Origin of the sequence: Pseudomonas sp. P97.38, from assembly GCF_001269745.1 — a bacterium.
GTDB classification, from domain to species: domain Bacteria; phylum Pseudomonadota; class Gammaproteobacteria; order Pseudomonadales; family Pseudomonadaceae; genus Aquipseudomonas; species Aquipseudomonas chlororaphis_E.
The window spans coordinates 312,944-334,585 of the sequence record NZ_LHVJ01000028.1; the positions used below are offsets into that span (position 1 = coordinate 312,944).

Annotated in this window: 21 protein-coding genes; 3 read left to right on the forward strand and 18 right to left on the reverse strand. The window is 59.5% G+C overall.

From position 1 onward, the window contains the following. Positions 1 to 1,230: a nicotinate phosphoribosyltransferase gene (gene pncB / locus AD664_RS24300; protein ID WP_053150611.1), complete on the reverse strand. Its 1,230-nt coding sequence runs from the start codon at positions 1,228 to 1,230 to the stop codon at positions 1 to 3. A gap of 9 nt (positions 1,231 to 1,239) precedes the next feature. Beyond that, positions 1,240 to 1,887: a nicotinamidase gene (locus AD664_RS24305; protein ID WP_042727797.1), complete on the reverse strand. Its 648-nt coding sequence runs from the start codon at positions 1,885 to 1,887 to the stop codon at positions 1,240 to 1,242. Positions 1,888 to 2,056: 169 nt separating this feature from the next. Between AD664_RS24305 and AD664_RS24310 the strand changes: the two genes are divergently transcribed. The 3 genes from AD664_RS24310 to AD664_RS24320 all read left to right on the forward strand — a co-directional run bounded on the left by AD664_RS24310 (position 2,057) and on the right by AD664_RS24320 (position 5,362). Continuing rightward, on the forward strand, positions 2,057 to 2,614 hold the full coding sequence (locus AD664_RS24310; protein WP_053150615.1) for an adenylyltransferase/cytidyltransferase family protein: 558 nt from the start codon (positions 2,057 to 2,059) through the stop codon (positions 2,612 to 2,614). Further along, positions 2,604 to 3,311 carry an NUDIX hydrolase gene (locus AD664_RS24315; RefSeq protein ID WP_053150618.1) on the forward strand — a complete coding sequence of 236 codons (708 nt, stop codon included), beginning with the start codon at positions 2,604 to 2,606 and terminating at the stop codon, positions 3,309 to 3,311. The genes AD664_RS24310 and AD664_RS24315 overlap by 11 nt, the downstream gene beginning before the upstream one ends. 161 nt (positions 3,312 to 3,472) lie before the next feature. Continuing rightward, the gene (locus AD664_RS24320) at positions 3,473 to 5,362 is read left to right on the forward strand and encodes a methyl-accepting chemotaxis protein (RefSeq protein ID WP_053150621.1); all 1,890 of its coding nucleotides are present in this window, start codon (positions 3,473 to 3,475) and stop codon (positions 5,360 to 5,362) included. Between the two features lie 78 nt (positions 5,363 to 5,440). Here the strand turns inward: AD664_RS24320 and glmS are convergent, their stop codons facing one another. From glmS to mnmG, 16 genes are all read right to left on the reverse strand, one after another. Further along, entirely contained in the window at positions 5,441 to 7,276 is a 1,836-nt protein-coding gene (gene glmS / locus AD664_RS24325; RefSeq protein ID WP_053150624.1) for a glutamine--fructose-6-phosphate transaminase (isomerizing), read from the reverse strand. 1 nt (position 7,277) lies between these two features. Then, positions 7,278 to 8,054 carry a DeoR/GlpR family DNA-binding transcription regulator gene (locus AD664_RS24330; RefSeq protein WP_042727803.1) on the reverse strand — a complete coding sequence of 259 codons (777 nt, stop codon included), beginning with the start codon at positions 8,052 to 8,054 and terminating at the stop codon, positions 7,278 to 7,280. A 205-nt stretch (positions 8,055 to 8,259) separates the two neighbouring features. Further along, positions 8,260 to 9,627, reverse strand: a complete 1,368-nt coding sequence (gene glmU / locus AD664_RS24335; RefSeq protein ID WP_053150628.1) for a bifunctional UDP-N-acetylglucosamine diphosphorylase/glucosamine-1-phosphate N-acetyltransferase GlmU — start codon at positions 9,625 to 9,627, stop codon at positions 8,260 to 8,262. A gap of 114 nt (positions 9,628 to 9,741) precedes the next feature. Further along, positions 9,742 to 10,167 (reverse strand): F0F1 ATP synthase subunit epsilon, encoded by a 426-nt coding sequence (locus tag AD664_RS24340; protein WP_024777790.1) that lies wholly within the window; start codon positions 10,165 to 10,167, stop codon positions 9,742 to 9,744. A gap of 45 nt (positions 10,168 to 10,212) precedes the next feature. Continuing rightward, entirely contained in the window at positions 10,213 to 11,589 is a 1,377-nt protein-coding gene (gene atpD / locus AD664_RS24345; RefSeq protein WP_042727805.1) for a F0F1 ATP synthase subunit beta, read from the reverse strand. A 27-nt stretch (positions 11,590 to 11,616) separates the two neighbouring features. Further along, complete coding sequence (gene atpG, locus AD664_RS24350; RefSeq protein ID WP_030139034.1) at positions 11,617 to 12,477, reverse strand: F0F1 ATP synthase subunit gamma; 861 nt, start codon at positions 12,475 to 12,477, stop codon at positions 11,617 to 11,619. 50 nt (positions 12,478 to 12,527) lie between these two features. Next, positions 12,528 to 14,072, reverse strand: coding sequence for a F0F1 ATP synthase subunit alpha (gene atpA, locus AD664_RS24355; RefSeq protein WP_053150631.1), 1,545 nt, complete (start codon positions 14,070 to 14,072; stop codon positions 12,528 to 12,530). Between the two features lie 21 nt (positions 14,073 to 14,093). After that, positions 14,094 to 14,630: a F0F1 ATP synthase subunit delta gene (locus AD664_RS24360; protein WP_003187192.1), complete on the reverse strand. Its 537-nt coding sequence runs from the start codon at positions 14,628 to 14,630 to the stop codon at positions 14,094 to 14,096. Between the two features lie 12 nt (positions 14,631 to 14,642). Beyond that, positions 14,643 to 15,113: a F0F1 ATP synthase subunit B gene (locus AD664_RS24365; RefSeq protein WP_030139033.1), complete on the reverse strand. Its 471-nt coding sequence runs from the start codon at positions 15,111 to 15,113 to the stop codon at positions 14,643 to 14,645. A gap of 58 nt (positions 15,114 to 15,171) precedes the next feature. Then, positions 15,172 to 15,429, reverse strand: a complete 258-nt coding sequence (atpE, locus tag AD664_RS24370; protein WP_003097235.1) for a F0F1 ATP synthase subunit C — start codon at positions 15,427 to 15,429, stop codon at positions 15,172 to 15,174. Between the two features lie 134 nt (positions 15,430 to 15,563). Further along, positions 15,564 to 16,433 (reverse strand): F0F1 ATP synthase subunit A, encoded by an 870-nt coding sequence (gene atpB, locus AD664_RS24375; protein ID WP_024777786.1) that lies wholly within the window; start codon positions 16,431 to 16,433, stop codon positions 15,564 to 15,566. Between the two features lie 16 nt (positions 16,434 to 16,449). After that, positions 16,450 to 16,857 (reverse strand): F0F1 ATP synthase subunit I, encoded by a 408-nt coding sequence (locus AD664_RS24380; RefSeq protein ID WP_053150633.1) that lies wholly within the window; start codon positions 16,855 to 16,857, stop codon positions 16,450 to 16,452. A 148-nt stretch (positions 16,858 to 17,005) separates the two neighbouring features. Beyond that, positions 17,006 to 17,878 (reverse strand): ParB/RepB/Spo0J family partition protein, encoded by an 873-nt coding sequence (locus tag AD664_RS24385; protein ID WP_053150636.1) that lies wholly within the window; start codon positions 17,876 to 17,878, stop codon positions 17,006 to 17,008. 9 nt (positions 17,879 to 17,887) lie between these two features. After that, positions 17,888 to 18,685, reverse strand: a complete 798-nt coding sequence (locus tag AD664_RS24390) for a ParA family protein (protein ID WP_003187199.1) — start codon at positions 18,683 to 18,685, stop codon at positions 17,888 to 17,890. 18 nt (positions 18,686 to 18,703) lie between these two features. After that, entirely contained in the window at positions 18,704 to 19,339 is a 636-nt protein-coding gene (gene rsmG / locus AD664_RS24395) for a 16S rRNA (guanine(527)-N(7))-methyltransferase RsmG (RefSeq protein ID WP_172679766.1), read from the reverse strand. Between the two features lie 5 nt (positions 19,340 to 19,344). Then, positions 19,345 to 21,243, reverse strand: a complete 1,899-nt coding sequence (gene mnmG, locus AD664_RS24400; RefSeq protein ID WP_053150697.1) for a tRNA uridine-5-carboxymethylaminomethyl(34) synthesis enzyme MnmG — start codon at positions 21,241 to 21,243, stop codon at positions 19,345 to 19,347. Positions 21,244 to 21,642: the final 399 nt, after the last annotated feature.

Sequence of the window (21,642 nt, forward strand, 5' to 3'; positions counted from 1 at the left end):
TCAGGCTCCCAGTTGTGGATTGATCAGGGCAACGTTGAACACTTGAGCGGCGTACCGCAGGAACGAAACATCCTCACAGACGTTCTTGACCGGATCGTCGGAGAACTTCACGACCGGCTCGCCATGGACCCGCACCAGTTTCATGACGATGCTCAGCGGCTCGACACCGTCGACATCGCAAGCCAGGCTGGTGCCCATCCCGAAGCCGAACTTGGCCTTGCCACGCACATGCCGCAGGATCGGCAGGCATTTTTCGAAATTGAGGCCGTCGGAAAACATCAGGTCCTTGGTGCGTGGATCGACACCCAGCGCCTTGTAGCGGTCCAGCACCTTGTCAGCCCAGACGATAGGGTCACCGGAATCCTGGCGCAGGCCGTCATAGAGCTTGGCAAAATACAGGTCGAAATCCTTGAGGAAGAAGTCGGTGCTGATGCAGTCCGTGAGCGCGATGCCCAGGCGGCCGCGATACTCGCGTACCCAGTTTTCCAGCGCGGCGTTCTGGCTCTCGCGCAACCGGCCCAGTTGCTGGTGCACCATCAGCCACTGGTGAGCCATCGTACCGATCAACGGCAGGTCGAACTCGTAGGCCAGGTGAGCGTTGCTGGTGCCGACAAAGACCCCGGGGAAATCGCTGCGCATGACGTTCACCACTTCGCGCTGGGCCCGGAATGACAGCCGCCGACGGGTCGAGAAGTCCGAGACACGGAACTCGGCGAGCTCTTCACGGCTGGCGTTTTTCTCCAGCCATTCGAACTTCTGGTAAAGCTTGCGGGTGACGTCGGCCAACTCGACATCCGGGTACTTCTCGCGGTTGCGCAACTCACTGACCATGGCCAGTACCGGTTGCTCGAACATGATGCAGTGCAACATCGGGCCACGGACGCGGATATGCAGTTGGCCGTCGACTTCCGACACATGGATGTAGCGCAGATTGAAGCGGAACAGGCCGAGAAACTGTTCGAAATCCGCGGTCAGGTACTCGCGAAAACGCTTGTTGAACAGGAACCGCTGCTCACCTTCGCGCAGTTGCAAGCCGGCGAGTTTCTCCAGTTCGACTCGAATCTGCGGGATCAGGTGGCCAAGCCGTTCCTTGGAACGCACGATGAACTGGTATTCCACTTCCACGTTGGGGTGCTGGTGCAAGACCGCCTGCATCATGGTGAAGGTGTAGTAGTCGGTATCCAAAAGACTCTGGATGGTGCCGTTGCTCGAATCGAATGCGCTGTCCATGGGTCTTCCTTACACGCTTGCCAGTTGAACGGTTTCTTCGCGAGTCGCGGCCACCGCGATGCCCGCTTGCTGCATATCCCGGATGGCCTGGAGGGCGCCCTCCTCGCTGATGGCCCGGCAGGCCGGCAAGTGGATGATCACCTTGAACCCGGCGCTCGCCAGTTGCAGTGCGGTGGTCTTGACGCAGAAATCCAGCGCCAGCCCGCCGACGATGACCTGCTCGACACCTTGGCCCTTGAGGTACTCGATCACCCCGGTAGAGAGCTTGCCGTGCAAGTCGTGGTAGCACGCGCCGTACGGGTGCAGGTCCGGCTCGACGCCCTTCCAGATGAAATAGTCGTAGTCGTAAGGCGTCGGCAGTTCGTCCAGCAGGGTGAAACCTTCGGTGCCGGGCACACAGTGACTGACCCATGTGATGTCGGCGTGCGCGAGCCCGGTGGGTTTGAGCATCTGCGCATGGTCGGCGACCACCCAAGGCGCCTGGGGCGAGTGGGCGTCCTTGCTGCCGATGCGCAGGCTGGCCAGGGACGCGATGAAGTTCAACTCACCGCCGATCTGCTCGCCGCCAGGCACCGGCAGCTCATCAGGGCAGAGCGGGGTAAAGCTCTTTTGCGCATCGACATCGAAGGAAGCGGTTTTGCGAGTCAGGCTGTTCATGCTGGGTTTCTCCTGTTCATGGTCGCTACAGTACACAACATGTACTTTCACAACAAGCTTCGTCTGCAAAATTTTTTCATGCCCCTATCTATTCAATATGGGATCCCGAAGATGTCGTTTGAGATCTTTGGTGATAAAGTACACGTCACGTACCAATAGAGGATCAGCCATGTTCGAGATTGCGCTTTATGGCGGTGCCTTCAATCCGCCTCACGCCGGCCACGCCCAGGTGATGATCGAGGCGTCCCGCCAGGCCCGGCGAGTCCTGGTGGCCCCCAGTTTCAGGCACCCTTGCGGCAAACGAATGGTCGACTATGAGGTGCGTATGAAGTGGCTGGAGTCGATCGTCGAGCACATCCAACCGCTGTGCCGCACCGAAGTGCGCGCCAGCCGGGTGGAGCAGCTCGTGGCCCGTGGCGTCGAAGGCCCCATCTACAGTTACACCCTGCTCGCCCACCTCGCCGACAGCCTGGCCCTGGACGGCAAGCGGATCGCGCTGGTGGTGGGCCAGGATGTGGCCGAGCAGTTGCCAAGCTTCTATCGCGGCGAGGCCCTGCTGGAGCGTTTTTCCATCCTGTGCGTGGAGGAAAGGCTCCACGTGCGCAGCACACTGCTGCGCGAACGCCTGGCCCTGGGCGAACCGCTGCCCAGCCACTGGATGGCACCGGGCATGGACCCGTTAAACTATGACCTTTATGCGACCTACGGAAACCGACATGCGCAATAGCACCGCCCCCACGCGCGATTACCTGCACACCATCGACCTCTGCGTGCTGCGCTTCAACCGGCAAGCCCAGGCCATCGAAATCCTCTTGAACCGCAGGGAGGCCGAACCGTTCGCCGGCCACTGGGCGCTGCCCGGGATCGTAGTCAATGGGGGGGTTGAAGATCTGACGCTGAACGACGCCGTGGAGCGCCTGCGTCACTCCAACAAGGTAGGGATGCCACTGGCCTGGATCGAACAGGTCGGCACCGTTGGCGACGCCTTCCGCGACCCGCGTTGCTGGTCATCGTCGACGTTCTACCTGGCGATTGCCAGCGAGGCGGTCCAGCTCGCCGAGCACCAGGGTTTCTTCCCGCTCAAGGACGTCGCGCATGCCGCGATAAAACTGCCTTTCGATCACAACAACCTGGTGGCCGCCGTCCAGGAACGGCTGTTGTCCAAATCCCTCTACAGCAGCCTGCCGCTGATGTTTCTCGGCCCCGAATTCAGCGCGCCGCAAGCCGTGGGCATCTTCTCTGTGGTGCTCGAGCGGCCGGTACTCAAGACCAGCATGCGCCAGCGTCTGCTGAAGATGACCGAAGCAGGCTACCTGCAAGAGACCGGACGCAAGAAAAGCGGCGACGGCGGCCGCCCCCAGCGCACGCTGGAAAACCTGAAGCCGGGCAGCGTTTATCTTTTTGACCGGTGTTTCCTGGAGTAAGGCTCAGTCCCAGCGCGCATTCGCGTCACGGATGCCATAAAAATTCCTACGACGGTCCATCATCTTTTCTAGTTCGACAAAACCTGCCCACTCATCAAATCTTCGCCCAACCCAGGGAGGGGAATTCAGCAAACAACAATAAGACCAGATGAGTGTGCTGCATGGGCATCAGTATGAAATTCGGTCACAAGATCCTCCTGGGTGCCTGCGTCATCTCGGTGGCGGTGTTCTTGTCGTTCTCACTGCTCAATGACCATCGGCAACAGGCAAGCACCCGCGATGCATTGCACAGCAGTTTGCAGACCACCGGCAAATTGCTCGGTGCCAACCTCGACAATTGGCTGGCCGGCCGGATCCTGTTGCTCGAGGGCGCCGCCGAAACCATCGCCGCCGAACCCACACCGGCTACCGTCGGCCGGATCATCGCCCAAGACATCATCACCAGGACCTTCATTGCCGCCTACGTCGGGCTCGAAGACAGCCGTTTCTTTATCTATCCCGAGCGGGTAATGCCCGATGGCTACGATGTTCGTCAACGCCAGTGGTACAAAGAGGCGGCTGCCTCTCAAAATCCGGTCCTGACCGAACCCTACATCGGCGCGGGTATCGACTACCTGATCATGACCGAAGCGGTGCCGATCAAGGTCAACGGCAAGGCAGCCGGCGTACTCGGGGCGAGCCTGAGCCTGGAAAAACTCGCCAGGATCATCAATTCCGTCGATCTCAACGGCATTGGCTATGCGTTTCTGGTCAGTGACGACGGCAAGATCCTGGTGCATCCGGACAGCGCATTGGTCACCAAGACACTGGCCCAAGCGTTCCCGCAGGGCGCTCCGGTGATCAACGACACGTTGAATGAAGTGCAGGAAAACGGCACCACCCGGATCGTCACCTTTACGCCGATCAATGGCCTGCCGTCGTTGCACTGGTCCATCGGGCTGTCGGTGGACAAGGACAAAGCCTACGCCGCGCTCCATGAGTTTCGCACTTCGGCACTGATCGCCACGCTGATTGCGGTGCTGGTCACCATCGGTTTGCTCGGCCTGTTGATCAACGTCCTGATGCGGCCGCTACGCAATATGGGCATGGCCATGCAGTCCATCGCCGATGGCGAAGGCGACCTGACCCAACGCCTGCACAGCGTGTCCCGGGACGAATTTGGCGTCATGGCGGGAGGATTCAATCGCTTCGTCGAACGCATCCAGCATTCGATCCGCGAAGTGCTGGCGTCCAGTCTCCAACTCACCCAACTGGCAGCGCAGGTCAGCCAGGCATCGCACTCGTCCCTGAAAAGCTCCGACACCCAAGCGGCGTTGACCCACAACATTGCCACAGCCATCAATGAGTTGGGCGCTGCCGCCCAGGAGATCGCCCGCAACGCCGCTCATGCGTCAGGCCGGGCCTCGGAGACCAAGAACCAGACCCAGGAAGGCCAGCAGGTAGTGGAGCACAGCATCAGCGCCATGACGCAGCTCTCATCCCAGGTGATCAATACCCGCCAGGACATCGAAAGCCTGAATGAAAAAACCCTGAAAATCGGCCGGATCCTCGACGTGATCAAGGGCATTTCGGACCAGACCAACCTGCTCGCCCTGAATGCCGCCATCGAGGCCGCCCGTGCCGGTGACGCCGGGCGTGGTTTTGCGGTGGTCTCGGACGAAGTGCGCACCCTCGCCCACCGTACTCAACAATCGGCGCAGGAAATTCACAACATGATCGAGGAATTGCAAGCCGGTGCCGGCAACGCCGTCAACGCCATGCTTGAAAGCCAGCGTTACAGCGACGCCAATGTCAGCACCGCCAGGCTTGCCGGTGAACGACTCGATCGAGTCCTGCAGGGCATTGGCGAGATCGACGAAATAAACCTCTCCATGGCCACCGCCACCGAGGAACAGACCTCGGTGGTGGACAACCTGGATCGCGACATCAGCCACATCAACGACCTGAACCAGAAGACGGTCGGCAACCTGCAATCCACGTTGCAGGCGTGCAATGAACTGGAAAAACAGTCAATCCGCCTGCAACAGATGGTCAACACTTTCAAGATCTGAAGGCATTTGTAGGCAGATATGAAGCGACTATAGATCGGTTACAGTCGCTCCTCCTCCACGCTCCAACTGGCTCGAAACTCACTCCACCGTCACAGACTTCGCCAGATTGCGCGGCTGGTCCACGTCGGTACCCTTGAGCACGGCCACGTAGTACGACAGCAGTTGCAGCGGGAGGGTGTAGAGGATCGGCGACAGGATGTCGTGGATGTGTGGCATGTGCACCACGTGGGTGCCTTCGCCGTTGGTCATGCCGGCTTTTTCGTCGGCAAAGACGATCAACTGGCCGCCGCGGGCGCGCACTTCCTGCAGGTTGGACTTGAGTTTTTCCAGCAGCTCGTTGTTCGGTGCCACGGTGACCACCGGCATGTCGTTGTCCACCAGGGCCAACGGGCCATGCTTGAGCTCGCCGGCCGGGTAGGCTTCGGCGTGGATGTAGGAGATTTCCTTGAGCTTCAAGGCCCCTTCCATCGCCACCGGGAATTGCGCGCCACGGCCGAGGAACAGGGTGTGGTTTTTCTCGGCGAACAGCTCGGCGATTTTTTCTACGGTGCTGTCCATCGCCAGGGCCTCGCCCAGGCGCGTCGGCAGGCGGCGCAGTTCTTCCACCAGTTTTGCCTCGACACCCTCGGCCAACGTGCCGCGCACCTGGCCCAAGGACAAGGTCAACAGCAGCAGGCCGACCAGCTGGGTAGTGAACGCCTTGGTCGACGCCACGCCGATCTCGCGGCCAGCCTGGGTCAGCAGGGTCAGGTCGGACTCACGCACCAGTGAGCTGATGCCCACGTTGCAGATCGCCAGGCTGGCGAGGAAGCCCAGCTCCTTGGCGTTGCGCAGGGCCGCCAGGGTGTCGGCGGTTTCGCCGGACTGGGAAATGGTGACGAACAGCGAATCGGGTTGCACCACCACCTTGCGGTAACGGAACTCGCTGGCCACTTCGACCTGACACGGAATCCCGGCCAACTCTTCCAGCCAGTAACGGGCGACCATGCCGGCGTGATAGCTGGTGCCGCACGCGACGATCTGCACGTTGCGCACCTTGGCGAACAGCTCGGCCGCTTGCGGGCCGAAGGCCTGGACCAGCACCTGGGTCTGGCTCATGCGGCCTTCCAGGGTGCGTTGCACCACGGCTGGCTGCTCATGGATTTCCTTGAGCATGAAGTGACGGAACTCGCCCTTGTCGGCGGCTTCGGCGCCGTCGCGGTACTGAACGGTTTCACGTTCGACGGCTTTGCCCTCGATGTCCCAGATCTGCACGCTGTCGCGGCGGATCTCGGCGATATCGCCCTCTTCCAGGTACATGAAGCGGTCGGTGACCTGGCGCAGGGCCAACTGGTCGGACGCCAGGAAGTTTTCCCCAAGGCCGAGGCCGATCACCAACGGGCTGCCGCTACGGGCCGCCACCAGGCGATCCGGCTGTTTGGCGCTGATGACCGCCAGGCCATAGGCGCCGTGCAGTTCCTTGACGGTCGCCTTGAGGGCTGCGGTCAAGTCCGCCAGGTCCTTGAGCTTGTGGTTGAGCAGGTGGGCGATGACTTCGGTGTCGGTGTCCGAAGTGAACACATAGCCGAGCGCCTTGAGCTGTTCACGCAGGGCCTCATGGTTTTCGATGATGCCGTTGTGCACCACCGCCAGGTCGCCGCCGGAGAAATGCGGGTGGGCGTTACGCTCGCACGGCGCGCCGTGGGTGGCCCAGCGGGTATGTGCGATGCCAAGGCGACCGATCAGCGGCTCGGCGTCCAGCGCCTGTTCCAGCTCGCTGACCTTGCCCGGGCGGCGCATCCGCTCAAGCGTCTGGTCGTTGGTGAAAACCGCCACGCCGGCACTGTCGTAGCCGCGATATTCCAGGCGCTTGAGGCCTTCGATCAAGATTGCAGTGATATTACGTTCAGCAACGGCGCCGACAATTCCACACATGTTATTTCTCCTGGCTGACAGACGCGCAGATCACATTGATGCCGCGGGCCTGAATCTGATCGCGGGCCTCTACGGGCAGGCGATCATCGGTAATGAGGGTATGGACGCTGCTCCACGGCAGTTCCAGGTTGGGGATCTTGCGGCCGATCTTGTCGGCCTCCACCATCACGATCACTTCGCGGGCAACCTCAGCCATCACACGGCTCAGGCCCAGCAGTTCGTTGAAGGTGGTGGTGCCACGGACCAGATCGATGCCGTCGGCACCGATGAACAACTGGTCGAAGTCATAAGAACGCAGGACCTGTTCGGCGACCTGGCCCTGGAATGATTCGGAATGCGGGTCCCAAGTGCCACCGGTCATCAACAGCACCGGTTCGTGCTCCAGCTCGTTCAGGGCCCTGGCGACGTGCAGGGAGTTGGTCATGACTACCAGCCCGGGCTGCTGGCCCAGTTGAGGGATCATGGCCGCCGTGGTGCTGCCGCTGTCGATGATGATGCGCGCGTGTTCGCGGATCCGCTTCACAGCGGCCCGGGCAATCGCCTGCTTGTAGCTGGAGACAGCTTTCCCGTTGTCGGCCACCAGTTCCTGCGGCATCGGTACCGCGCCACCGTAGCGGCGCAGCAACAGGCCGTTGGTTTCCAGGGCGGCGAGATCCTTGCGAATCGTAACCTCCGAGGTTTCGAAGCGTTTGGCCAGCTCATCCACGCTGACCTCGCCCTGCTCCTGGAGCAAGGCAAGGATATTGTGGCGACGCTGTGGCGTATTGCGTTTCGACATGGCGAGATAATTTTCGATTCGAAAGATAACGTAAGCAATCAAAACCTATTGCCGTGCAATCGTCAAGGCGGGGGCAGAAAAATTCAGAAATCATTAGATCAATGTGGGAGCGGGCTTGCTCGCGAAGGGGTCGAATCAGACAGTACAGCATGACTGACACGACGCTTTCGCGAGCAAGCCCGCTCCCACAGAGGTTGTGGATAACTTAGGACTTTTTGATTTTCTCTGGACGCTTCCAGTTGTCGATGTTGCGCTGACGCGCGCGCCCCACGGCCAGCTGCGATTTATCCACATTCTGGTTGATGGTCGACCCGGCCGCTGTCGTCGCGCCGCTGGAGATATCCACAGGCGCCACCAGGGAGTTGTTGGAGCCGATGAACACGTCCTCCCCCAACACGGTCTTCCACTTGTTCGCGCCATCGTAGTTGCAGGTGATGGTGCCGGCGCCAATGTTGGTGCGGGCGCCAACCTCGGCGTCTCCCAGGTAGGTCAAGTGGCCGGCCTTGGCCCCTTCGCCCAGGTGCGCGTTCTTCAGCTCGACGAAGTTACCCACATGGGCGCGAGCGTCCAGCACGGAGCCGGGGCGCAAACGGGCGAACGGACCGGCGTCGCTGCCTTCGCCCATGACCGCGCCGTCCAGGTGACTGTTGGCCTTGATCACCGCGCCCTTGCGCAAAGTGCTGTCCTTGATCACGCAGTTCGGGCCGATGACCACGTCATCTTCGATCACCACGTTGCCTTCGAGGATGACGTTGATGTCGATGACCACATCGCGACCCACGCTGACCTCACCGCGCACATCGAAACGGGCCGGGTCGCGCAGGGTCACGCCCTGGGCCATCAGGCGGCGGGCGGCGCGCAGTTGATAGTGACGCTCCAGCTCGGCCAACTGCCGGCGGTCGTTGGCACCCTGCACTTCCATGGCATCCAGGGGTTGCTCGGTGGCCACCACCAGGCCGTCCGCGACTGCCATGGCAATCACATCGGTCAGGTAGTACTCGCCCTGGGCGTTGTTGTTCGAAAGGCGGCTCATCCAGTCACCCAGGCGCGCGGCCGGTACCGCGAGAATCCCGGTGTTGCCCTCGGTGATAGCACGCTGGGCCTGGTTGGCGTCCTTCTGCTCGACAATCTCGGTGACCTGGCCGTCGGCATTGCGCACGATGCGCCCGTAACCCGTAGGGTCATCCAGCTCGACGGTCAGCAGGCCCAGCTGTTGTGGCGCAACCTGCTTGAGCAGGCGTTGCAGGGTGTCGACCTCGATCAGCGGCACGTCGCCATACAGGATCAGCACCGTGTCGGCCGTGATGAACGGCACGGCCTGGGCGACGGCATGGCCGGTCCCCAGTTGCTTGTCCTGAAGGACGAAATTCAGGTCATCGGCGGCCAGGCGTTCACGAACGGCATCGGCGCCGTGGCCGATCACGACATGGATGCGCTGTGGATCAAGTTGCCGAGCGCTGTGGATAACATGGCCAAGCATGGAACGCCCCGCCACCGGATGCAGTACCTTGGGCAGCGCCGAGCGCATGCGGGTGCCTTGACCGGCCGCGAGGATAACGATTTCGAGAGACATGACTGGCTACCAATCCTGGGTGGTCAGCGGCTGCGACCAGATGATGAGTGTCGGAAAAAGAAAAAGGGTAGCCGAGGCTACCCTTTTTAATCAATCACGCAGAAAGCGGACGGCTTAGCCGCCGAACTTCTTGCGGATCTGCTGGACGGTGCGCAGCTGGGCTGCGGCCTCGGCCAGACGTGCAGCAGCAGAACCGTAGTCGAAGTCTGCGCCTTTTTCGTGCAGGGCCTTCTCGGCAGCCTTGACGGCTTCCTGAGCGGAGGCTTCGTCCAGGTCGGCAGCACGTTGCACGGTGTCGGCAAGGACCTTGACCATGTTCGGCTGAACCTCGAGGAAACCACCCGAGATGTAGAACACCTCTTTTTCCCCGCCCTGCTTGGTCAGACTAATCGGACCTGGCTTCAAGCTGGTGATCAGCGGTGCATGCCCCAGGGCGATACCAAGATCCCCCAGTTCACCGTGCGCAACCACAAACTCGACCAGACCGGAGAAAATTTCCCCTTCCGCACTGACGATATCGCAATGGACTGTCATAGCCATCTGATTGCCTCAACCTAAATTAGCGCCCGTTGCCGGGCGCCGGGATTACAGTTTCTTGGCTTTCTCGATCGCTTCTTCGATGCCGCCGACCATGTAGAACGCTTGTTCTGGCAGGTGGTCGTAGTCACCGTTGAGGATGCCTTTGAAGCCAGCAATGGTGTCTTTCAGGGAAACGTATTTACCCGAGGCACCGGTGAAGACTTCAGCCACGAAGAACGGCTGCGACAAGAAGCGCTGGATCTTACGAGCACGGGCTACCAACTGCTTGTCGGTTTCCGACAGCTCGTCCATACCCAGGATCGCGATGATGTCCTTCAGCTCTTTGTAGCGCTGCAGCACGTACTGAACGCCACGAGCGGTCTCGTAGTGCTCGGTGCCGATCACGTTCGGGTCCAACTGACGGGAAGTCGAGTCCAGTGGGTCTACCGCTGGGTAGATACCCAGGGAAGCGATGTCACGAGACAGAACGACGGTGGCGTCCAAGTGGGCGAAGGTGGTCGCTGGCGACGGGTCGGTCAAGTCGTCCGCTGGTACGTATACCGCCTGGATCGAGGTGATCGAGCCTTGCTTGGTCGAAGTGATGCGCTCTTGCAGCACGCCCATCTCTTCAGCCAGGGTCGGCTGGTAACCTACCGCCGAAGGCATACGGCCCAACAGTGCGGATACTTCGGTACCGGCCAGGGTGTAACGGTAGATGTTGTCGACGAACAGCAGAACGTCGTTACCTTCGTCACGGAACTTCTCGGCCATGGTCAGGCCGGTCAGTGCTACGCGCAGACGGTTTCCCGGCGGCTCGTTCATCTGGCCGTAGACCAGTGCCACTTTGTCCAGAACGTTGGAATCCTTCATCTCGTGGTAGAAGTCGTTACCCTCACGAGTACGCTCACCCACACCGGCGAACACGGAATAACCGCTGTGCTCGATGGCGATGTTACGGATCAGTTCCATCATGTTCACGGTCTTGCCTACACCGGCACCACCGAACAGACCGACTTTACCGCCCTTGGCGAACGGGCAAACCAGGTCGATAACCTTGATGCCGGTTTCCAGCAGGTCGTTGCCGCCCGCTTGTTCAGCGAAAGACGGCGCAGGACGGTGAATGCCCCAACGCTCTTCTTCGCCGATCGGGCCCGCTTCGTCGATCGGGTTACCCAGTACGTCCATGATCCGGCCCAGGGTCGCTTTACCGACCGGTACGGAGATGGCTGCGCCAGTGTTGTTGACGTCCAGACCGCGCTTCAAGCCTTCGGTGGAGCCCATCGCAATGGTACGAACCACGCCGTCGCCCAGCTGCTGCTGGACTTCCAGGGTGGTTTCGGCGCCTTGAACCTTCAAGGCGTCGTAGATGCTCGGTACGCTGTCGCGTGGGAATTCCACGTCGATAACGGCGCCGATGATTTGAACGATACGTCCGCTACTCATAGCTGGATCCTCTGAATATTTGAACCGTTAAACCGCGGCAGCGCCGCCGACGATTTCCGAGATCTCTTGGGTGATCGCAGCCTGACGCGCCTTGTTGTAGATCAGCTGCAAATCGCTGATCAAATCACCGGCGTTGTCGGTAGCGTTCTTCATCGCGATCATCCGCGCGGCTTGTTCAGCTGCGTTGTTCTCGACCACCGCCTGGTAGACCTGCGACTCCACGTAGCGGACCATCAAGCCGTCGAGCAGCTCCTTGGCATCCGGTTCGTAGAGATAGTCCCAGTGGTGCTTGAGTTCCTGTTCCGGGGTCGCCACCAGTGGAATCAACTGCTCCACGGTCGGCTGTTGCGTCATGGTGTTGATGAACTTGTTGGATACCACGGACAGGCGGTCGATCCGGCCTTCCAGGTAAGCATCCAGCATCACCTTGACGCTGCCGATCAGGTCATTGATCGACGGCTCTTCACCCAGGTGGCTGATAGCAGCGACGACGTTACCGCCGAAGTTGCGGAAGAAAGCCGCACCCTTGCTACCGACCACGCACAGATCGATCTCGACGCCTTGTTCGCGGTTTACCGCCATGTCCTTGACCAGGGCCTTGAACAGGTTGGTGTTCAAGCCACCGCACAGACCACGGTCACTGCTCACCACGACGTAACCGACGCGCTTGACGGCGCGGTCGATCATGAACGGGTGGCGGTATTCCGGGTTGGCGTTGGCCAGATGACCAATCACCTGGCGGATGCGCTCCGCATAAGGACGGCTAGCAGCCATGCGCATTTGTGCCTTGCGCATTTTGCTGACCGCCACTTTTTCCATGGCGCTGGTAATCTTTTGCGTGCTTTTGATGCTCGCAATCTTACTGCGAATCTCTTTTGCGCCTGCCATGTAACACCTATCAGGTTAGCAAGCGGGAGCCTTGCGGCTCCCGCTGCGGCTTACCAGGTTTGGGTGGCCTTGAACTTCTCGATACCAGCCTTCAGGCCAGCGTCGATTTCGTCATTGAAGTCACCCTTCACGTTGATCTTGGCCATCAAATCGGCGTGATCGCGGTTGAAGAAAGCAATCAGCGCTTGTTCGAAGCTGCCGATCTTGGCGATTTCAATGTCAGTCAGGAACCCACGCTCAGCGGCATACAGCGACAGCGCCATGTCAGCGATCGACATCGGTGCGTATTGCTTCTGCTTCATCAGCTCGGTAACGCGCTGACCATGCTCAAGTTGCTTACGGGTCGCTTCGTCCAGGTCAGAAGCGAACTGGGCGAATGCCGCCAGTTCACGGTACTGGGCCAGGGCGGTACGGATACCACCGGACAGCTTCTTGATGATCTTGGTCTGAGCGGCACCACCTACACGGGATACCGAAACACCGGCGTTCACAGCAGGACGGATGCCCGAGTTGAACATGGCCGATTCCAGGAAGATCTGACCGTCGGTGATGGAAATCACGTTGGTCGGAACGAACGCGGAAACGTCGCCCGCCTGGGTTTCGATGATCGGCAGGGCAGTCAGGGAACCGGTCTTGCCAGTCACTGCGCCGTTGGTGAACTTCTCGACATACTCTTCCGAAACGCGGGAAGCGCGCTCCAGCAGACGGGAGTGGAGATAGAACACGTCGCCTGGGTAGGCTTCACGGCCTGGTGGACGGCGCAGCAGCAGGGAGATCTGGCGGTAAGCCACTGCCTGCTTGGACAGATCGTCATAAACGATCAGCGCGTCTTCACCGCGGTCGCGGAAGTATTCGCCCATGGTGCAACCGGAGTACGGTGCCAGGAATTGCAGTGCGGCCGATTCCGAAGCACTGGCTGCCACGATGATGGTGTTGGCCAGGGCGCCGTTTTCTTCCAGCTTGCGAACCACGTTGGCGATGGTCGATTGTTTCTGACCGATGGCAACGTAGACGCAGAAGATGCCGCTGTTTTTCTGGTTGATGATCGCGTCGATCGCCAGAGCGGTCTTACCGATCTGACGGTCACCGATGATCAGCTCACGCTGGCCACGGCCGACAGGGATCATGGCATCGACAGCCTTGTAGCCAGTCTGTACAGGCTGGTCTACCGACTTACGCCAGATCACGCCAGGAGCAACTTTCTCGACCGCGTCGGTCTCGGTGTTGTTCAGTGGACCTTTGCCGTCAACAGGGTTACCCAGTGCGTCGACAACGCGACCCAGCAGTTCCTTACCTACCGGAACTTCGAGGATGCGGCCGGTGCACTTGGCGCTCATGCCTTCAGCCAGAGACGTGTATGCGCCCAGTACCACGGCACCTACAGAGTCTTGCTCCAGGTTGAGGGCCATACCGTAGACGCCGCCCGGAAACTCGATCATTTCGCCGTACATGACGTCGGCCAGACCGTGAATCCGCACGATGCCGTCAGATACGCTGACGACAGTGCCTTCGTTACGGGCTTGGGAGGTCACATCGAGCTTTTCGATGCGGCCCTTGATAATTTCACTTATTTCGGAAGGATTGAGTTGCTGCATTGCTCTGCTGCCCCTTCAAACTCAAGATTTCAATGCTTCGGCAAGTTTCGCGATTTTGCCGCGAATCGAGCCATCGATAACCAGGTCGCCGGCGCGGATGACAACGCCCCCAATCAGGGACTTGTCTTCCTCGACTTGCAGGCGCACTTCCCGGTTGAGTCGTGCACTGAGAACCTTGGCGAGTTTGTCTTGCTGTTCTTGGTTCAATGCAAAAGCACTGGTCACTTCCACGTCTACCGACTTCTCTTGCTCAGCCTTGTACAGGTCGAAAAGAGCGGCGATCTCCGGCAGAAGCGGGAGACGGTCGTTTTCGGCAACGACGTGAATGAAATTCTGTGCCTTGGCATCGAACTTGTCGCCGCACACGTCAATGAACGTGGCGGCCTTTTCTGCGCTCGTCAGTCGCGGGGCCTTGAGCACGCGCTGCATGGTGTCGTCTTGCGACACCGCTGCAGCCAGGCCGAGCATGGCTGACCAATTGGCCAGTTGCTGGTGGGCCTGAGCGTGCTCGAAGGCCGCCTTAGCGTAAGGTCGGGCCAACGTGGTCAGTTCTGCCATGATCGCCCTCGCTTAGATTTCAGCAGCCAGTTGGTTAACCAGCTCTGCGTGCGCGTTTTGATCGATTGTGGCACCCAGGATCTTCGAAGCACCGCCAACGGCCAGGCTGCCCACTTGGGCACGCAGCGCGTCTTTGACACTGTTGAGTTCCTGTTCGATCTCGGCTTGAGCCTGAGCCTTCACACGGTCAGCTTCGACGCGAGCCTGTTCACGGGCTTCGTCGACAATCTGGGTACCGCGTTTCTTGGCTTGCTCGATGATTTCAGCTGCCTGAGCTTTCGCTTCGCGCAGTTGCTGACCCACTTTCTCATGGGCCAACTCCAGGTCGCGAGCTGCTCGGCTGGCAGCGTCCAGACCATCAGCGATCTTCTTTTGACGTTCGTGCAATGCCGCAATGACCGGAGGCCATACGAACTTCATGCAGAACAGTACAAAAATCAGGAACGCAACGGACTGGCCAATCAGGGTCGCATTAATGTTCACGCCAACACCTCGCAGTTACGTTGTCCATCACATCAAACTACTCGAAGAATCCGAGTAATTAGCCAGCGATCTGACCAACGAACGGGTTCGCAAAGGTGAAGAACAGAGCGATACCAACACCGATCATGGTGACGGCGTCGAGCAGACCGGCAACGATGAACATTTTGACTTGCAGCATAGGAACCATTTCCGGTTGACGCGCAGCGCCTTCCAGGAATTTGCCGCCCAGCAGGCCGAAACCAATTGCGGTACCCAGTGCGCCCAGGCCGATCAACAGTGCAACAGCGATAGCGGTTAGACCAACTACAGTTTCCATCTTTCCTCCCGACTTTTACGTCGTATGGTTTAGGTTTTTTTAATTTAAAGCGGGTAAAACAAATCGTTTCATCAGCCCTGTTCGGGCTCCTTCCCGTTTGACCGGGAAGGACATCAGACTAGTCGAGACTGGCCTTAATGGTTTTCTTCGTGCGCCATCGACAGGTAGACGATGGTCAGCATCATGAAGATGAATGCCTGCAGGGTGATGATCAGGATGTGGAACACAGCCCACGCCCACTGCAGGACGACGCCCAGGCCGCTGAGCCACAACAGGCCGCTGCCGAACATCACGGCGATCAGGATGAACACCAGCTCGCCGGCATACATGTTGCCGAACAGACGCAGGGCCAGGGAAATCGGCTTGGCGATCAGGGTCACGAATTCCAGCAGGAAGTTCACCGGGATCAGCAGGGCTTGAACCAGGATGTTCTTGCTGCCGAACGGGTGCAGGGTCAGTTCGCCGATGAAGCCGCCGATGCCCTTGACCTTGATGCTATAGAAAATGATCAGTGCGAAAACCGAGAACGCCATGCCCAGGGTTGCGTTCGGGTCGGTGGTCGACACGGCGCGGAACGGGATGTGGTGGTCGCCGGAGATCAGGATGGCCAGTTGAGGAATCCAGTCGACCGGTACCAGGTCGACGGCGTTCATCAGGAACACCCAGACGAAAATGGTCAGCGCCAGCGGTGCGATCACCGGGCTACGGCCATGGAAGCTGTCTTTCACGCTGCCATCGACGAATTCGACCAGTACTTCAACGAAATTCTGCAGTGCACCAGGCTGGCCGGAGGTCGCCTTCTTTGCCGCCATGCGGAAAAGGAAAACGAAGATCAGGCCCAGTGCGACCGACCAGCCGAGGGTATCGACGTGGAAAGCCCAGAAGCCCATCTCCTTGGCTTCTGCTGCGGAGTGGGCAAAGCCCCAGCCGCCGTTGGGTAGCTGACCGAAGGTCAGGTTCTGCAAGTGGTGCTGGATATAGCCCGAAGCGGTTGTCTCTGCCATGGTTGCCTCAAACGCCCTAAGGTCTCGAAAGTCTTGTTCTCATCAGCAGGGGAGCGAACCAGCTGACCAGTTGGGTCAGCACGAAGACGCCGAATACAGCCAGCGGCGCCAATGGCTTCACACCTGCGAACGTCAGTGCAAACAGCACTGCCGTCAAAATCAGTTTCCCCGCTTCACCGGCATAGAAAGACCGGACGATAGCCTGGGCTGCTCGGGCGCCGGAAAACCGAAAGGCCCTGTGAGCAAAGTAAATATTGGGGAGCAAGGCTATCAGGCCTCCGCAAAGACCTGAGTATCCGGCGACGACACCTTTGCATTGCCAGAGCGCCAATGTGGCGATCAGTACAACGACAAGCTGTGTCATCAATACCGGGAAAACTGCCAGACGATGGAACGGCAAGCGGTTTGGCGTGCGGGTTTCCATCGCTTTTGCTCTCCAAGGGTCGGCCGCCATAATTCAATAACTTGGCATAATTTGTGCCGACAAAATGCGCGCAGAGTATAGGGGCGGTTCTGCCCCTATTCAACTGTCAGGTAGTGATTTCCGACTGCGCGCTACAAGGGCAATTGTTTCAGCGAATGTGTGCAAGGACACCTTGCAGCTCATCGAGGGAGTTGTAACCAATCACCAATTGCCCCTTGCCCTTCTTGCCGTGGCGAATCTGCACCGCAGAGCCCAGGCGCTCGGCCAGGCGCTGTTCGAGGCGGGCGATATCCGGGTCGGGTTTGGAGGGTTCGACAGGGGCTGGTTTGCCACTGAGCCACTGACGGACCAGTGCCTCGGTCTGGCGCACGGTGAGACCGCGTGCGACAACGTGTCGCGCCCCTTCAACCTGTTGATTTTCCGGCAATCCCAGCAATGCCCGGGCATGCCCCATCTCCAGATCGCCATGGGACAGCATGGTCTTGATGACTTCCGGCAATGCAATCAACCGCAGCAGGTTGGCCACGGTCACGCGGGACTTGCCCACGGCCTCGGCCACTTGTTGCTGGGTCAGTTGGAATTCCTGCTGCAAGCGCTGCAGGGCCAGGGCTTCTTCAACCGGGTTGAGGTCTTCGCGCTGGATGTTCTCGATCAGCGCCATGGCGATGGCGGCTTCATCGGGCACGTCACGCACCATCGCCGGAATGGTCTCCTGGCCGGCCTGCTGGCTGGCCCGCCAACGGCGTTCACCGGCAATGATTTCGAAACGGCCATTGGCGATCGGACGCACCACGATCGGCTGCATCACGCCCTGGTTCTTGATCGACTGGGCCAACTCTTCCAGCGCCTGGGGATCCATGTCCCGGCGCGGTTGGTACTTGCCGCGCTGGATCAGGTCCAGCGGCAGGTGTTGCAACTCGCGCTGATCCACCTGCACGGCCTGTTCTTCCAGCGAACTGACCGTAGGACCGCTAAGCAGTGCATCCAGTCCACGTCCGAGACCTCGTTTCTTGACGGCCATGGGGATTCCTTAAGTTGGCTGGGCTGCAGCGGTGCGTGGATTACGGCGCTGGCGGCGAACCATCTCGCCGGCCAGGGCCAGGTAGGCCAGCGCACCACGGGATTGTTTGTCGTAGGCCAGGGCCGGCATGCCGTAGCTCGGCGCTTCGGCCAGGCGGATATTGCGCGGGATGACCGTGTCGTAGAGCTGTTCGCCGAAATGTTCCTTGAGCTGGGCCGAGACGTCGTTCATCAGGCTCAGGCGCGGGTCGTACATGGTCCGCAGCAGACCTTCGACCTTCAGCTCCGGGTTCAGCAGCTCGGCGATGCGCTTGATGTTATCCACAAGGTCGCTCAACCCTTCCAGGGCGAAATACTCGCACTGCATGGGAATGATCACGCCATCGGCGGCCACCAGGGCATTGAGTGTGAGCATCGACAGCGACGGCGGGCAGTCGATCAGGATGTAGTCGTAATTCTCCCGGATCGGTGCCAACGCGCTGCGCAGGCGGCTTTCCTTCATCTGCATTTCCAGCAGGACCACTTCGGCCGCCGTCAGGTCGCGGTTGGCCGGCAGCAGTTGATAACCGCCGTGTTCGGAAAAATGCATGGCCTGGCCCAGATCGCACTCACCGATCAGGACGTCGTAGATGGAGTTTTCCAAGCCATGTTTATCCACACCGCTACCCATGGTGGCGTTGCCCTGTGGATCGAGATCGATCAGCAGCACCCGGCGCTTGGTCGCGACCAGGGATGCTGCGAGGTTGATGCAGGTGGTGGTCTTGCCCACACCACCCTTCTGGTTCGCTATCGCGAATACCTTAGCCATTCTTGCTTGTGTTCCCAATCATGCCGTGCGGCGCAGTATCAGCAGATGGCGTTGGCCTTGGCAACCGGGTACGGCCAGGGCGTGTTCGCTATCGAGGTGGAAGTCTGCCGGCAATGCTACCAGCTCATCGGCCGGATGAACGCCCTTCATTGCCAGCCAGCGCGTATTGGCGTCGCCCAGGTGGCGAGTCCAGTTGCTGAAGTTCTCCATGCTGCTGAACGCCCGGGAAATGATCCCGTTGAACGGCTCGACAGGCTGGAACGCTTCGACGCGACTGTGGATAACTTGCAGGTTATCCAGCTTGAGTTCGAGTTTGACCTGGGTCAGGAAGCGGGTTTTCTTGCCGTTGCTGTCCAGGCAGGTCACTTGCGAGTCGGGAAACAGGATCGCCAGCGGGATTCCCGGCATGCCGCCGCCGCTGCCCACGTCCAGCCAGCGACCGTCTTCGATGAAGGACATGACGCTGAGACTGTCGAGCAAATGGCGCGAGACCATTTCATCCGGATCACGCACGGCGGTCAGGTTGTAGGCCTTGTTCCACTTGATCAACAGCGCCAGGTAACCCAGCAACTGCGCGTGCTGGGCTTCGGTCAGGCTGACGCCAAGCTGCCGGGCACCTGTGGATAACTCTTCGGCGTGTTGCGAGGTGACCATCGAACTCAAGCGCTTTGCTCCAACTGGCGGCCCGCGCCGCGTTTTTTCAAATGAATCATCAACAGGGAAATGGCCGCCGGGGTCACACCCGGGATGCGCGAAGCCTGGCCCAGGGTCTCGGGACGCGTGGCGCCGAGCTTGCTCTGGATTTCCTTCGACAACCCGGAAATACCGGTGTAATCGATATCCACAGGCAGCTTGGTGTCTTCGCTGGCGCGCAGGCGGGCGATTTCATCCTGCTGGCGGTCGATGTAACCGGCGTACTTGGTCTTGATCTCGACCTGTTCGGCCACCTGCGGATCTTCCGCGCCCTGGCCGGTCACTTCCACCAGCCCGGCATAATCGATTTCCGGACGGCTCAAGAGGTTGAGCAGGTTGTATTCGTGGGTCAGCGGCGTACCGAATCTGGTGGCGATAGCATCGCCCTGCTCAGTGCCGGGACGAACCCAGGTGCTTTTCAGGCGTTGCTCTTCCAGCTCGATGCCTTCGCGCTTCTTGCAGAACGCGGCCCAGCGCACGTCATCCACCAGACCCAGCTCGCGACCTTTCTCGGTCAGGCGCAGGTCGGCGTTGTCTTCACGCAGGATCAGGCGATATTCGGCCCGGGAGGTGAACATCCGATACGGTTCCTGGGTGCCCAGGGTGATCAGGTCGTCCACCAGCACGCCGATGTACGCCTCGTCGCGACGCGGACACCAACTGTCCTTGCCCTGGGCGCGTAGCGCAGCGTTGGCGCCGGCCAGCAAACCTTGGGCACCGGCTTCTTCGTAACCGGTAGTGCCGTTGATCTGGCCAGCAAAGAACAGCCCGCCGATGACTTTGGTTTCCAGGCTGTACTTCAGGTCACGCGGATCGAAGTAGTCGTACTCGATGGCGTAGCCCGGACGAACGATGTGGGCGTTCTCCATGCCGCGGATCGATTGCACGATCTGCAGCTGCACATCAAATGGCAGGGAGGTGGAAATCCCGTTCGGGTACAACTCGTGGGTGGTCAGGCCCTCGGGCTCGATGAAGACCTGATGGCTTTCCTTGTCGGCAAAGCGATGGATCTTGTCTTCGATCGACGGGCAATAACGCGGGCCGATGCCTTCGATTTCACCGGCAGCGGAATACATCGGCGAACGATCGAGGTTCGCCGCAATGATTTCATGGGTGCGGGCATTGGTGTGGGTGATCCAGCAACTGACTTGCCGTGGATGCTGTTCCTTGTTGCCCATGAACGACATGACCGGGATCGGTGTATCGCCAGGCTGCTCGGTCATCACCGAGAAATCCACAGACCGACCGTCGATACGCGGTGGCGTACCGGTTTTCAAGCGCCCGACACGCAATGGCAGCTCACGCAAACGATGAGCCAGAGCGATCGACGGCGGATCACCAGCGCGCCCGCCGGAAAAGTTCTGCAAACCAATGTGGATAAGTCCGCCGAGGAAGGTCCCGGTGGTCAACACCACGGAATCGGCGAAGAAACGCAGGCCCATCTGCGTCACGACACCGCGTACCTGATCCTGCTCGACGATCAGGTCATCGGCCGCTTGTTGAAATATCCACAGGTTCGACTGGTTTTCCAGGATTTCGCGGACAGCGGCCTTGTACAGGATGCGGTCGGCCTGGGCGCGAGTAGCGCGCACGGCTGGGCCTTTGCGGCTGTTCAATACGCGAAACTGGATACCACCCTTATCGGTGGCCATGGCCATCGCGCCCCCAAGGGCATCGATCTCCTTGACCAAGTGGCTTTTGCCAATGCCACCAATGGCAGGGTTGCAGCTCATGGCGCCGAGGGTTTCCACGTTATGCGTCAGCAACAGGGTTTTTGCCCCCATGCGTGCTGATGCAAGTGCTGCCTCGGTACCGGCATGACCGCCGCCGATGACGATCACTTCAAAACGGGAAGGGAAATCCACCACGCACCTCGTGCCTGCTTAATTCAGGTAATTCGGAAAATAGGTTTTTGACTCTGGCCCATGGGCGTTTTTCGAGCCAGGTCGGCAAGTATAGGGACTTCGCCCTTTCTAAAGAACCCTTTGCACAAAATTTAACCAGCTGTGGAGAACTCGCGGTTAAAAAAATTAAAAAGAAAGAAATTTATAAAATCCTTGTTTTTATGTTTATTCTTAGACACCCATCTTTCTGTGGATAAACCTCTACAAGCCATAATTTACGTACTATACAGAGATTCAAAACCCTGTGGCCAGGTGGCCATGAGCGGCTTGGATAACCGGTGTAAGCCTGTGGATTAATCGGTAGGTTATCCACAGAGGCGGTTATCTTCAGTTTTGAGAGGGGTTTATCAACGGTTCTCA